Genomic DNA, 13,803 nt, shown 5'->3' on the forward strand with positions numbered 1-13,803 from the left:
CACCGGTCCAACCGGTACGAACCCGCTCAGGACAGCCGGTCTCGGAAGTCCTCGTAGGTGAATGTACGAACGACGTCGAGCTCGCCGGATTCGCGTTGCACGACGATCGCCGGATGGTTGACCCCGTTGAACATCGTGGTCTTCACCATCGTGTAATGCATCTGGTCTTCGAAGACGAGACGGTCGCCGATCTCGAGTGGCGACACGAAGGAGTATTCGCCGATGGCGTCGCCGGCCAGGCACGAGCCGCCACCGAGGCGGTACGTGTGGTTGCCGATGCCGGGCATGAGACCTCCGACCACCTCGGGACGGTAGGGCTGCTCGAGCACGTCGGGCATGTGCGCAGTTGCCGAGATGTCGAGGATCGCCACCGGGTCGAGCTCGGTGTCGACGATGTCGAGCACGGTCGCGACGAGGACGCCGGTATTGAGGGCAACTGCGCTGCCCGGCTCGAGATACAGCTCGACATCCCAACGCTCGCGGAAGGCCCGAAGTCCGTCGATCAGGGTGTCGACGTCGTACCCGGGACGGGTCATCAAGTGGCCGCCGCCCAGGTTGACCCAACGCATCTTGTGCAGCACGTGGGAGAAGTTGGCTTCGAGCGCCTCCATCAACCGGAGTGTGGCGTCGACGTCGCTCTCGCAAAGGGCATGGGCGTGGATGCCGTCGATCCGGTCGAACACGTCGTCGTCGATGAACTCGGGACGGGTGCCGAGGCGAGATCCGGCCCGGCACGGGTTGTAGAGCTCGAACTCGACCTCGGACACCCCGGGGTTCACCCGGAGCCCGACGGATGCGCCGTTGGCCCGAGCAGTGTCGCCGAAGCGGTCGAGTTGGCCGACCGAGTTGAACACGAGATGGTCGGCGAGGCCGGCGATCTCGTCGAACTCGTCGGCCCGGTAGCCGGCGGAGTAGATGTGGTTCTCGCCACCGAACTCCTCGGCCGACAGGCGCAGCTCGTAGAGCGAGCTGGCGGTCGCTCCGGGCAGGAACTGGCGGACGAGTGGGAACACCGACCACTGGGCGAAGCCCTTCAGGGCCAAGATGATCTTGGCGCCCGATTCGGCCTGGACTCGAGCCATGAGTTCGAGGTTCTGGCGGAGCTTGTTCTCCTCGAGCACGAACGACGGCGAGGGGACATCGTGCATCCACTCGGCGATGTGCTGGGCTTCCTCGGCAGTGCGGAGGGCGATGGGGTTCAGCGACGCGATCATGCCTGCACCGCTTCCTCGGCCGGGGCGACCTCGTCGAGCGGACGGAACTCGATGTCGGTCCACGGCAGACCGTAGGCGTTGAGGTCGGCCATGAACGGGTCTGGGTCGAGTTGTTCGACGTTCCAGACGCCGGGCTCCATCCAGACCCCGGTCATCATCTGCTTGGCCCCGATCATCGCCGGCACGCCGGTGGTGTAGGAGACCGCCTGCGAGTTGGTTTCGGCGTACGCCTCCTGGTGATCACAGATCTGGTACACGTAGCGGGTGAACGGGTCGCCGCCGTCCTTGGTGCCGGTCACGATGCAGCCGATGTTGGTCTTGCCCACCGTGCGGGGACCGAGCGAGGCCGGGTCGGGCAGGAGCGCCTTCAGGAACTGGAGGGGCACGATCTCACGACCCTCGAACATGATGGGTTCGATCGAGTCGAGGCCGATGTTGTTGAACACTTCGAGGTGGCGCAGGTAGGCGTCTCCGAAGGTCATCCAGAACCGCATGCGCTGAACGCCGGGCAGGTTCTGTGAGAGCGACTCCATCTCCTCGTGGTAGAGGAGGTACATGTTCTTCTCACCGACGGCGTCGAAGTCGAACGTGCGCTTGAACTGCATCGGGGCGGTCTCGACCCACTCGCCGTTCTCGAAATAGCGCCCGTTGGCGGTGACCTCGCGGATGTTGATCTCGGGGTTGAAGTTGGTGGCGAACGGGTAGCCGTGGTCGCCGCCGTTGCAGTCGAGGATGTCGACCGTGTTGATCGTGTCGAAGTGGTGCTTGACCGTATGGGCACAGAACACGTTGGTGACACCCGGATCGAATCCCGATCCGAGCAGGGCCATGAGCCCGGCCTCTTTGAAGCGATCCTGATAGGCCCACTGCCACGAGTACTCGAACTTGGCCTCATCGAGTGGTTCGTAGTTCGCCGTGTCGAGGTAGTGGACGCCGGTTTCGAGACAGGCATCCATGATCGTCAGATCCTGATACGGCAGGGCCACGTTGATGACCATGAACGGTTTGACTCGTTCGAACAGTGCCACCAATTCGGGGACACTGTCGGCGTCGACGCCAGAGGTGTCGATCGTGCGGCCGGTCTTTTCGAGAACTTCGGCGGCGATCTGATCGCACTTGGACTTGGTTCGTGACGCCAGCGTGATGTGGGGGAAGACCTCTTCCAGCTGGGCGCACTTGTGGGCTACGACTCGACCGACGCCACCGGCGCCGATGATCAGGATGTTTTCCAACGAAGGCCTTTCAACATCTCGGTGAGGGGCACGCCGACCGTCGGCGAGACCGAACGAGCAACGCTACCGGTTGTGCGACCCGCTGCCGTCGCGAGGGCACGAGAGTTCACCTGCCGTCTGCTTCTGTGCGCCAAACACACCGCCCCCCACCGTTCTGTGCGTCGAAGTCACCGGCAGCGGGAACTTTGACGCACAGATCGGGGTGGAGCGGGGCGTTTGATCGCGCTCTGTGAACCTGCTCACAGAAGTCGGGGGTGGCGGACCCATACGGTCCGAAGGAGGGCGACAACAACACCGACACCGAGGAGTGACTGCCATGACCATCAACCTGCCAACGGTCCGACGACCAGGCCTGCCGACGCGGTCCCGTGCGCTTGCCGTGGCGGCATCGGCCCTGCTGATCGCCGGTTGCGGCGGGAGTGGCTCATCCTCCGATGAGACGCTCGCCTCCGACGCCTCATCGAGCACCACCGTGGCGGCCGACACCAGCTCCACCACGAGCGCCGACACCGATGGCGATGTCACGGCGCCCGCCAAGGACGCGGCGGTCACCGCTGCGGCGGCGAGTGGGGAGATTCCGTTCGGCAATTGCTCGTCGGCACAGGCGGCAACGCCGGGACAGGTGTACTCGGTGTCGAACATCCCGGCCAACGATCCCGACGGTGGGCTCGTCGCCCGCCTGCTGCCGGGCTCCGACGAACAGCGGATCGACGTGCTGCCCGACGGCACGATCGTCGACATCTTCGCCGACGATCTCGACTGTGTCGTGCTGGGCGACGGGAGCGTGTGGTGGTTCGTCAACACGCCGTTGCTGGCCACCGGCGGCTATGTGAACTCTCGGTACCTCGCAGGCCAGACCGACATGGGCCAGGAGAGCGACGGCAACGCTGCGGGTGGAGCGGCTGGTGGGGGAGAGGACGATTTCGACGTCACCCTGGCGCAGATCGACTGCATCTACAACGGTGGCGAGCAGTCGTGCGATCTGCTCACGGTGTCGGGTATCGGCAGTCCCGACGACAACTACGGTCTGGGCAACAGCTACTCGATGGCCCCATCCGGTTTCCTCGCCGAGGACTGCTTGATCTCCAACGACCAGTTGGCCTGCGCCGAACTGCAGGCTCGTGGACCGGGTGGCGACGTCGCGAGCATCGGGACCAAGTTCATCGAGGCCTACCAGCGGGGTGACACCGCAGCGCAGGCCTCACTGTCGGGCGACCGCAACAACGCCTCGAACGGTGCCGATCTGACGGTGTCCCCGGATCCCGATGTGATCATCGGCGTGGCGAGCGCAAGCTTCGGCGGCAACGAGTTCTCCTGGGTCGACCAGCCGACGTCGGCACTGCGCTGCATCGTCGAGGGCGGTCTCGTGCAGTACTGCAGCTTCAGCGAGTAGTGACCTGCCGAGCGGGCAATGTGAACGACAGGGCACTGGCAGCGACCAGGAGGAGCGCAGCGCCCACGAATGCGGCGCGGTAGTCCCCGGTGGCGTCGAACAGACGGCCGGGGACGTACGCGCCGAGCGCCGAGCCCACTTGATGCGAGGCCAGGATGAGCCCGAAGACGAAGCCGAGAGTCTCCGCTCCGAAGTAGCGGGCGACGAGGGTCTGGGTTGGTGCCACCGTGGCGAAGTCGACGATGCCGAAAACGACACCGAACTCGACCAGCCAGAAGCCCTCGTTGAGCGACAACACCATCACGAGCGACACCGCTCGCACGGCGTAGAGCACACCGAGCATGCGCCTCGGGTCGTAGTGGTCGACCAACAGGCCGGAACCAGCGGTGCCGATGATGTTGAAGACGGCGAGCGTTCCGACGGCAGCGGAGGTGATGGCGTCGCTGTTGCCGTGGCTGTGGGCGAACGGGATGAGGTGCGTGTCGATCATCCCGGTGGTAGTGATCCCACAGACGAAGAACGGCACCCCGAGCATCCAGAACTCGCGGCGGGCGAGGATGGCCAGCGGGTGGCCGTGGATCTCCGGAGCGACGTAGGGGTCGACGCCGCCGAGCGGGGTGAGTCCGACGTCGCTCGGTCGATTGCGTAGGAAGGTGAGGACGAGGGGGATGGCGCCGAACGCGATGACCAGCGCGAAGCCGGTCATCGTCGGTCGCCAGCCGTAGTGGCGAATCGTGAAGAGAGCGGCGGGCGTGAAGATCAGCTGTCCGGCGCCGAATCCGGCTTCGAGGATGCCGAAGGCCATGCCACGCTTGGCCACGAACCAACGGGCGATGAGCACGGACGCCGTGACGCTGGCGGCCACGCCGAAGCCCACGGAGGCGATCAGCCCGAAGCAGACGAAGAGCAGCGCCGAGTTGGTGATCTGGCTCGTGAGGAACAGGCCGAGCGCAACGATGGCCAGCCCGCCGGCGAACAACCTTGGGATGTCGAAGCGTTCGACGTAACGCCCGACGATCGGTTGCGCCGCGCCGTAGACGAGGTAGCTGACGAGCGAGACGGCGCCCACCGTGCCGCGGCTGATGCCGAAGCTCTCCTCCCACGGTTCGACGAACGCACCGAACGCAAGGCGCACGCCCTATGAGGCCAGCAGGCCGACGAAGGCCACTGTCAGGATGACCCATGCGTAGTGTGAGAACGGTCCGGTGCGCATCGGGCGGCCGACGCCGGCGCTCGCGACCTGGTCTTCGTCGACGCTCACGCCGCAACGCTAGTGGGGTCGATGCGTGGTCGGGCGCTCCCTCGAGGGCGCGTCGACCGCCTCAGTCGGCCCGGTCGAGCAGACGAACGGTGCCGGCGGTTGGGTCGACCTCGATGCGGTCTCCGGTTCGGATGCGCTCCAGGCACGACGCAGCGCCGATCATTGCAGGCAGCGCCAGTTCCCGGGACAGGACGGCCGCGTGGCACATCGGTCCACCCTCGGCCGTGACGAGCCCGCCGGCAATCGAGAGCACGAGGTTGTAGGCGGGCGACGTCGTGCGAGTCACGAGGACTTCGTCGGGCTCCATGGCATCGATGGCTTCCTCGGCGTTGGCGGCGGTCCGAGCGATCCCGGTGAACGGTGCATTCCCGATGCCGGTGCCGTGCAGCACTGTCGAATCGTCGTCGGTCGTTCTCATCGCCGCTGACATCCCGAGCTCGGCGATGATCGTGTTGACGAGATCGACGAGGGTGGCCATCGCGGTCGGCAGGGCTTCGAGTGGCGGTGGCGGCTGCAGTGGGCCGAGCGTGGGTGGCGGGTCGAGCAGTTTTTGCGCCGCCCGCTCGTTCGCTCGTCGCTCGAGCTCATCGGGCGTTGGCCCGACCCCTGAGCGCACGAGGGCAGGGAGCTCGTCTCCATCGAGTTCGAAGATGTGGTCCGCACTCTTGGCGCAGCCCGATGCGACGAGTCGCTGACCGGCCTCGAGCATCGCAAGGCGCAGCAACCCGGCCGGCCATTCGACCGTCACCGGTCCGTTGTCGTCGCGCATGTCCATGGCCGCTCGCGCGTCGGCGAGGTAATCATCGAAGCTCGCCCGCTCGTTGGCCGGCACACGGGCCCGAAGGCCGGTGGCGATCCCGGCCGCCCGGTCGGCGAGGTCGGGAGGTCGGCGGGCGGTGAGAATCGACGACAGGATGACCTCGGGTCGTTCGCCGAGCGTGGGCGAGTCCAGGTCGTACGAGGTGTAGAGCACGGAACCGTGGCGTTCGAGGTATGCGTCGAGCAGCGATGCGGCGTGCGGCGAGACCGCCCGCACCTGATCGAGCGAGGTCGGCTTCGCACCGGCGGCGTCGATTGCCTCACGGATCTCGGCCAGCGTGCTGAGCGGTTCCGTGGTGGACGGCGACGCGCCGGCCAATGCTGCGAGGACGTCGTCGGCGGGAAGGTTCCAGCGCCGGCTGGCCACGACGAACTGGCCGATGGGGCCCAGGTCGTAGCCGTGGAGCCGATGATGTTCCTCGTAGAGGGCGGCGAGCCGGGCGACCAGCCGCTCGAGGTGATCAGCAAGTTCGGTGTCGCTCATGGCACCGAGGTCGACCGACTGCAGCTCGAGGTTCTCGGCGATCAACCGGGGCTTGATGATGGTCCGCCATTCGTCGACCACTTGCTGGAAACCCGAATCTTCCAGGGTGGCCTCGGCTCGCTTGGCCCTCCGCCGGAACTCGGGGTGGAGACGGGTCAGTAGCTTGATCACGATTGCCGGTGGCGGCCGTCCGGTGTCTCGATCGGCGCTGACGAGCGGGCGGACCCGGGTGTAGGTGAAGCCGTTGACGGACCGGATGTCCATTGTGTCGGCTGGCATGCCCATCTCGGTGAACAACGTGCGATAGGCGTTGCGGGCGCCGTCACCCATCACGCGATCACTGATGCGCGTGATGCCGCCCTCGTAGTGTGACCGGTCGAGGTCCCACTGTCCGGCACCGGGAGGCTCGAACGTCGTCATGGCGAGTATTCAAGCACTCGGTTCGTGCCCGCGCCCGAGCCAGCGGGCCTTCCACGGTCAGAGCGATTCGTAGACCGCACGCTCCAGCTCGTAGAACAGGTCGATCGACCCCTCATCAACGAAGGGAAGGATCTGCGACAGGTAGGCGCCGCCGATCCCGTTTTCGCGATCGATCCAGAAGTAGCTGTTGCCGAGGCCGGCCCACATGACGGTGCCCGCCGGCCGGCCCGTGAAGCCAGCCACCTCGTTGATCTGGAAGGCGAGGCCCCACGTCTTCTCGTCGCCGGGGAAGAGCTCGGCGTCGTTCGACAGACTGGGCATCACGGTTTCGAGCTTGCTCACCCGGAGGTCGCCGATGTTGTTGGTCACCATCAGCGCGACCGTGTCGGGGGAGAGGATCCGGGCCCCGTCGAGTTCGCCGTCGTTGAGGAACATGCGGATGAACCGCCCGTAGTCCTCCATCGACGCACGCAGCCCACCACCGCCACCTTCGAACTCCGGGTCCTGTGGGCGAGGACGGTCGACCGGGTTGAGGGTGCCGTCGTCGAGTCGGAGGTGCATCGCGGCGAGACGACTCTCGATATCGGGCGTTGCCTCGAAGACGGTGCTGGTCATGCCGAGCGGACCGGTGACGTGCTCGGCGAAGTACTCACCGAGCGTCTGACCGCTCGCTGCCTCCACGAGGAGCCCGACCCAGTCGGTTCCGATGCCGTAGGCCCACTGGGTGCCGGGGTCGAACGCGAGCGGGGTCTGCAGCGAGGCTCTCGTCTCGGTGCCGATGAACGGTGTCTCCGTGGCCTGGTACCAGCGGAGCAGATTGGCGTCCCACATGGGGTACGTGTACCCGCTGGTGTGCGTCAGGAGCTGACGAAGCGTGACCTCGCCGGCCGCGGGCCGAGTCACGGGTTGGCCGTCGTCGTCGAACCCAGTGAGGACGTGGGGATCTCCGAGTTCGGGAAGGACCTTGCTCGCCGGTGTGTCGAGCTCGAGTTGCCCCCGCTCGACGCACTGCATGGCCGCCGTGCTCGTGATGGCCTTGGTCATCGAGAAGATGGCGCCGACGGTGTCGGTGGTCATCGGGTCGCCACCGCCGAGCGACCGTTCACCGGCGGCCCCCTGCCAGATCGTGCCCTCACGGTTCACCACCACCGCACTCACGCCGGCAGCAGCCCCCCGCTCGATACCGGCCTGCAGGATCTGGTCGAAGTCGCGCATGTGTGCATCCTCCCCTGACGCGGTCCGCCCAGCAAGACGATCGGCTCGACGGTGGGACTCGGACCAGTTGGCCTGCAGGCGGCGGGCGGACGGTGTCAGAATGCGGTCGAACTCGACGCGAGGAGGCGCCATCCCCATGCCGGCCAACGATCCAACGATCTCCTGGGTACTCGATCGAGCGGCGGTCTCGAGCCGTGATCGAGAGGCCACGGTCGACCTCCACACCGGTGAACGTCGCACGTGGGGTGAGACCCGGGAGAGGGTCGAGGGTGTGGCCTCGGCCCTCGTCAATATGGACCTCGAGTCCGGTGACCGGGTCGGCGTCTTGATGCTGAACTCGGCTCGTCACTTCGAGCTCTGGTTTGCGATTGCAGCAGCCGGGATGGTGATGAACGACCTGAACTACCGGCTGGCGGTCGAGGAGCTGCGGTTCATTTGCGACGACTCGGGCGTGCGGGTGCTGTTCGTCGATGAGAACTACCTCGCCGTCGCCCGGGAGCTGAGGGAGAAGGTGCCGAGCCTCGAGACGCTCGTCTGGGTGGGCGCCGGTACCGATGTGCCCGACGATCTCCTGGTCTATGACACCTTGGCCGAGACCGAGTTGGCTCCGCTGCCCGCCGTCGATTCCGAAGACGTCGCCGCCATCTTCTACACCGGCGGCACCACCGGGCTCCCCAAGGGGGCCATGTTGACGCATCGCAACCTCACGGCAAATGCCTTGGCGATGATCGCCCACGCCCGGCTCACCCCCGCCGACCGCTATCTGCACGCCGGACCGCAGTTCCACCTGGCCGACGGAGCGCTCGCCTACGCCCTCACCTGGATGGGAGGCACGCACGTCTTCGTTCCCGCCTTCGAGCCGTCGGCAGTGGTCGATGCGTTGGCCGGTGAGGCGTGCACGGTCACGCTGCTCGTACCAACGATGATCTCGATGGTGCTCGCTGGCGGGAAGCTCGACGACGTCGATCTCCCCGCACTGCGCTTGCTGCTCTACGGCGCATCGCCGATGCCGACAGCCGTGCAGGCGAAGGCTGCCAGCGACTTCGGCTGCGGGATGGCACAGGCGTACGGCATGACCGAGGCGTCGCCGCTCGTCACGTGGCTCGACGAGGAAACCCACGCCCGCGGCGGGGCTGGCGAGGAGCCGTTCGCGACTCGGCTCCGCTCGGCCGGGAACCCGGTGGTCGGTGTGCGGGTGGAGGTGCGCCGTGACGACGGCACGTTGGTCGATCAAGGTGAGGCGGGCGAGATCTACATCCAAGGTCCGAACATCATGCGGGGGTACTGGAACCGGCCGGAGGAGACGGCCCACGCGCTGGTCGATGGTTGGTATCGCTCCGGCGATGTGGCGTACGTCGATGACGCCGGCTACCTGTTCGTGGTCGACCGGGCGAAGGACATGATCATCTCGGGAGGCGAGAACGTCTACACGAGCGAGGTCGAGAACGCCGTCTACGCCCACCCGGCGGTTGCCGAGGCGGCGGTGTTCGGCATCCCGCACGACGACTGGGGTGAGACGGTCCACGTGGAGGTCGTCGTGAAGCCGGGCTCCACGCTCACCGAGGACGAACTGGTCGAGGCATGCCGACAGCGGATCGCCGGCTACAAGCTGCCTCGTTCGGTCGCCATCCGCCCGGCCGACCAGCCCCTGCCGAAGTCGGGCGCAGGGAAGATCCTCAAGCGAGAACTACGAGAGCCCCACTGGGTGGGACGAGACCGCCGAGTCGGCTGAGGTCCGCCGCTCGCCGGAGCGAGCGGACTGGGCGGCGGCGGGTGTGGAGGAGCCGCGGTAGTAGAACCAGAGGGTCGGGAGCAGGAACGCGACGTAGGCGACCACTCGGATGCGCTCGGGATCGGGGCTCCAGCCGAAGAGGCCCTTCATGAAGTCGTGCACCCAGCCGCTGGCCAGGGGACCGCTCGCGACGGTCCACAGCGAGTTGCTGTACCAGGCGGCTTCGAACTCGAAGTACTCGCGGAACTCGTGGACGCCCTTGGCGAAGAGACCGGCGGCGAACAGGATCAGCAGCAGGCCGGTCCAGTTGAAGAACTTCTTGAGGTCGATCCGGTCGCTCCCCAGGTAGAAGAGGTAGCCGAGGACGGCGGAGATGCCCAGCCCGATGAGGCCGCCGATCACGACCGATGATCCCGAGGCGCTGGCCGTTTCGGCACCCAGGAGGAACAGCACGGCTTCGAACCCTTCCCGAGCGACGGCGACGAAGGCGACGACCGCCAGGGCAAGCGGCGAACGATCGAGCGCAGCGTCGATCTTGGCGTGCAGCTCGGAGCTGATACCGCGGGCGTGCCCCCGCATCCAGAAGATCATCCACGTCAGGACCGCGACCGCAGCGAAGGCGAGCGTGCCCTCGATGAACTGCTCCCACTTCCCTTCGAACGAGCCGATCACCGCCTGGAACAGCAGGCCGGCGACGATGCAGACCACCGCAGCGACGGCGCTCCCGGTCCAGACCGACCCGAGTCGGTCACTGCGTCCCGACTTGTGCAGGTAGGCGACGATGATGGCGAGGACGAGTGCAATCTCGAGTCCTTCGCGCAGCGTGATGAGAAGGCTGGAACCCATCCCGATATGTTAAGACCTGTTAACAGGAGTTCTCAAGATCTGATACCAACCGAGTGACGGTCGCCTGTCGGCTGGCGACGTACCACCAGCGTTGTGGCCGTCCAGTGGGCCGTCGTTGCCCTGATCGTCGCGGTGCGTCGGGTCCCACCTGGGTTGGTCGAGCCGGTCGAGCGAGACTGACGGAATCGGCCGGAGGGGTCCGGTTGGGGCGGCTACCGTCGGTCCATGAGCGATGCTGCCGACGAGAAGTCAGACGACGTCATTGTGACGATCGAACAGCTCGAGGAGCTGTATCCGTGGAACGAGGGCATGGAGCGCAAGGTGACGCCTGCGCTCACGCCGCTCCAGTCCCGCTATGTCGAGGAGTCGCCGTTTGTGCTCGTCGCCACGGTCGGGCCCGAGGGCGTGGACTGCACGCCGCGTGGTGATCCTCCGGGATTCGTGCGGATCGTCGACGAACGCACGATCCAGATGCCCGACCGTCGGGGCAACAATCGTGTCGACACGCTCCGCAACATCGTCCGCGATGGTCGCATCGCGCTGCTGTTCCTGGTGCCGGGCATCAACGTCACCCTACGGGTCAACGGTCGGGCCCGATTGCTCGCTTCGTCGTCGTTGTGCGAGAGCTTCACCTTCGAGGGCAAGGTGCCGAGGTCGGTCATCGAGATCGGGATCGAGGAGGTGTACTCCCAGTGTCCCAAGGCCCTCGTTCGGTCCGAGCTGTGGACGACCGAGCACCGCACGCACGAGGACGTGCCGACGGTCGGGCAGATGATGGCGCAGATCGTCGAAGGGTTCGACGGCGCGACCTACGACGCCGGCTACCCGGAACACATGGCGAGAACCATCTACTGACCCCGGTCTGGCGGCGACCAAAAAGCTAAGTTGCATCATGGAACGGAGTTCGCCATGATGTCGACGTGACATCTCTGGAGACACCTCAACTCGACGTCGACCGTCCGGCAGTCGAGCAGCACGGCCGGCTGACCCTGGCGATCGCCTCGCTCGCCACGCTGGCGACCTTCCTCGACACCACGATCCTGTTCGTGGCCTTTCCCGACATCTCGGCGACGTACGAGTCCTCGTCGCCGTCGGCACTGTCGTGGGTCCTCAACGCCTACACGATCGTGTTCGCTGCCCTGCTGATTCCCGCTGGCAAGATCGCCGACCGCCAGGGGCACCGGCGGGTCTTCCTGGCCGGCTCGGCGGCGTTCACCGCCGCATCGATGGCGTGCGGCCTGGCTCCCACGCTCGAACTGCTGATCGTGTTCCGCGTCGTGCAGGCGGCCGGCGCCGCCATGCTGATCCCGGCATCGCTTGCGCTGGTGATGCGGGCGTTCCCCGCCGACCGGATCCCGCATGCCGTGGCGATATGGGGAGCCACCGGTGGCATCGCCGGGGCACTCGGACCCACGCTCGGGGCCGCCATCGTCGAACACCTGAACTGGCGATGGGCCTTCTTCATCAACCTGCCGATCGGTCTGTTCACGGTCGGCGCCGGGCTCAAGCACCTGCGTGAGTCGTCGGACCCGTCGACCCGCATCCCCGCCATGGCCGGCGTCGGGCTGATCGTGCTCGCAGCCGGCGCTCTCTCCTATGGCTTCGTGGGTTCGAACGACGAGGGTTGGTTGTCGGCGCAGACGCTCGGTCTCCTGGCCATCGGGCTGGTCGCCCTCGGAGCGTTCGTGGTGCATCAGCAGCGAGTGTCGGCACCGGTGCTCGACCTCGAACTGTTTCGCATCGGCAACTTTCGGTGGGGTGTGCTGTCGATGCTGATCTTCGGTTGGGCGTTCTCGTCGATGTTCTTCGGCTCGATCATCTTCCTCACCAACGTGTGGGGCTGGTCGATCCTTCGTGCCGGCTTCGGCATCGCACCCGGGCCCGCAATGGTCGCTGTACTTTCGCCTCGCATGGGCAGGTTGGCGGGAACCATCGGGCAGCGGCCGATCATCGCTGTCGGTGGACTCTTCTACGCCGCCGGCGGCCTGTGGCGAGTGCTCGTGCTCGGTCCGCAGGTCGACTACTGGATCGACTACTTCCCGTCGATGGCCCTCACCGGCATCGGCGTGGCGTGCTGTATCCCGCAGTTGTCGAGCGTCGTTGCCCAGGCCCTACCGCCGAATCGGATCGGCGTCGGCGGCGCTGCGCTCCAGGCAGTGCGCCAGTTCGGGGGCACGTTCGGCGTCGCCATCACGATCGCACTCCTGACCGCGCCCGGGAGCCCGGAAGCAACGCTCGGCGCCTTCGACACGATCTGGTGGATCGTGGTGATCGGCGGTGTTGGCGTCACTGCGCTGTCGGCACTACTACGGACGGCTCGCACCGCTGCACCGTCAGTGACCGCATCGGAGAGGACCGCGTGATGTTCGACGACCAGGCATTGCTCACGTCAGAGGGGAGTGGCCGCTACACCGCGTCGGTTGGCGACCGCTGGCTCTCGCTCAACGGAGCGCATGGCGGCATCGTCGCATCGCTGATCGTCGACGCCGTCGGCGAGGAACTGCGACACGAGGGAGTGGCTGACGACACCGTGCTGCGGGCCGCCACCTTCGCCTACGTCACGGGCAACCAGGTGGGCGAGTCGGCGATCGACGTCGACATCGTGCGTCGAGGGCGCTCGATGATCTCCTCGCATGCCACCGTCACCCAGAGCGGAACGACGACCACGGTCGCGCAGCTCCACCACTCTGCTCCTCGGGCCGGACTCGACTACTCCGACGTCGAGCCGCTGCCGCCGAAACCCGATGACGCCGAACGGTTTCTCCCTGCTCGACCGCCCCACCTCCTGAATGTCGAGACCTACCTCCATCCCGACACCCAACCGTTCGGCGGGGGAGCCCGCTCGGAGTGGCGGGCATGGTGCCGACCGCTCCATGGCGACACCTTCGATGCGTCCTGGCTGACCATGTTCGGCGACTACTTCCCGCCCACCGTCTTCGCCCGACTCGACCAGCCTGCCCTGGCCGTCACGGTCGAGTACTCCATCCAGATCCACGATGCCTCGCCGACCTGGACACTCGCTCCTGATACGTACCTGGCGGCCACGATGCATGCCTTCCACTCCCACGACGGATTCGCCGTCGAGGACGGAGTGATCCAGCATCCCGACGGCCGGCTGCTCGCGACCGTTCGCCAGACCCGCCTGTCGGGATGACAACATCACCACTCGACCTGCCGGACTGAGCGT

General features: G+C 66.4%; 12 protein-coding genes. 5 read left to right on the top strand and 7 right to left on the bottom strand.

The genetic code is table 11. From position 1 onward, the window contains the following. Nucleotides 1-26: 26 nt before the first annotated feature. Nucleotides 27-1,214, bottom strand: coding sequence for a carboxynorspermidine decarboxylase (gene nspC, locus R2733_18635; GenBank protein MEZ5378528.1), 1,188 nt, complete (start codon nucleotides 1,212-1,214; stop codon nucleotides 27-29). Next, the gene (locus R2733_18640) at nucleotides 1,211-2,446 is read right to left on the bottom strand and encodes a saccharopine dehydrogenase family protein (protein MEZ5378529.1); all 1,236 of its coding nucleotides are present in this window, start codon (nucleotides 2,444-2,446) and stop codon (nucleotides 1,211-1,213) included. The genes nspC and R2733_18640 overlap by 4 nt, the downstream gene beginning before the upstream one ends. A gap of 316 nt (nucleotides 2,447-2,762) precedes the next feature. On the opposite strand from R2733_18640, the gene R2733_18645 reads away from it, so the two are divergent. Continuing rightward, entirely contained in the window at nucleotides 2,763-3,839 is a 1,077-nt protein-coding gene (locus R2733_18645) for a hypothetical protein (protein ID MEZ5378530.1), read from the top strand. Here the strand turns inward: R2733_18645 and R2733_18650 are convergent. From R2733_18650 to R2733_18665, 4 genes are all read right to left on the bottom strand, one after another. Then, a complete protein-coding gene (locus R2733_18650) occupies nucleotides 3,829-4,974 on the bottom strand; it encodes an MFS transporter (protein ID MEZ5378531.1) in 1,146 nt (381 codons plus the stop codon). The two genes, R2733_18645 and R2733_18650, sit on opposite strands and share 11 nt — an antisense overlap. A gap of 3 nt (nucleotides 4,975-4,977) precedes the next feature. Next, the gene (locus tag R2733_18655; GenBank protein MEZ5378532.1) at nucleotides 4,978-5,100 is read right to left on the bottom strand and encodes a hypothetical protein; all 123 of its coding nucleotides are present in this window, start codon (nucleotides 5,098-5,100) and stop codon (nucleotides 4,978-4,980) included. 61 nt (nucleotides 5,101-5,161) lie between these two features. Next, a complete protein-coding gene (locus R2733_18660) occupies nucleotides 5,162-6,823 on the bottom strand; it encodes a PEP-utilizing enzyme (protein MEZ5378533.1) in 1,662 nt (553 codons plus the stop codon). 57 nt (nucleotides 6,824-6,880) lie between these two features. Continuing rightward, on the bottom strand, nucleotides 6,881-8,038 hold the full coding sequence (locus R2733_18665; GenBank protein MEZ5378534.1) for a serine hydrolase domain-containing protein: 1,158 nt from the start codon (nucleotides 8,036-8,038) through the stop codon (nucleotides 6,881-6,883). A gap of 136 nt (nucleotides 8,039-8,174) precedes the next feature. Here R2733_18665 and R2733_18670 point away from each other — a divergent pair, with 136 nt between their 5' ends. Next, nucleotides 8,175-9,770: a long-chain-fatty-acid--CoA ligase gene (locus R2733_18670; protein ID MEZ5378535.1), complete on the top strand. Its 1,596-nt coding sequence runs from the start codon at nucleotides 8,175-8,177 to the stop codon at nucleotides 9,768-9,770. Here the strand turns inward: R2733_18670 and R2733_18675 are convergent. Next, entirely contained in the window at nucleotides 9,726-10,616 is an 891-nt protein-coding gene (locus R2733_18675) for an FTR1 family protein (GenBank protein ID MEZ5378536.1), read from the bottom strand. The genes R2733_18670 and R2733_18675 overlap by 45 nt on opposite strands. A gap of 225 nt (nucleotides 10,617-10,841) precedes the next feature. Here R2733_18675 and R2733_18680 point away from each other — a divergent pair, with 225 nt between their 5' ends. The 3 genes from R2733_18680 to R2733_18690 all read left to right on the top strand — a co-directional run bounded on the left by R2733_18680 (nucleotide 10,842) and on the right by R2733_18690 (nucleotide 13,770). Further along, complete coding sequence (locus R2733_18680) at nucleotides 10,842-11,471, top strand: pyridoxamine 5'-phosphate oxidase family protein (protein ID MEZ5378537.1); 630 nt, start codon at nucleotides 10,842-10,844, stop codon at nucleotides 11,469-11,471. A 65-nt stretch (nucleotides 11,472-11,536) separates the two neighbouring features. Continuing rightward, complete coding sequence (locus R2733_18685) at nucleotides 11,537-12,979, top strand: DHA2 family efflux MFS transporter permease subunit (GenBank protein MEZ5378538.1); 1,443 nt, start codon at nucleotides 11,537-11,539, stop codon at nucleotides 12,977-12,979. Then, a complete protein-coding gene (locus tag R2733_18690) occupies nucleotides 12,979-13,770 on the top strand; it encodes a thioesterase family protein (GenBank protein MEZ5378539.1) in 792 nt (263 codons plus the stop codon). Before R2733_18685 ends, R2733_18690 begins: the two co-directional genes overlap by 1 nt. Nucleotides 13,771-13,803: the final 33 nt, after the last annotated feature.

It is taken from the genome of Acidimicrobiales bacterium (assembly GCA_041394265.1).
Taxonomy (GTDB): Bacteria; Actinomycetota; Acidimicrobiia; order Acidimicrobiales; family SZUA-35; genus JBBQUN01.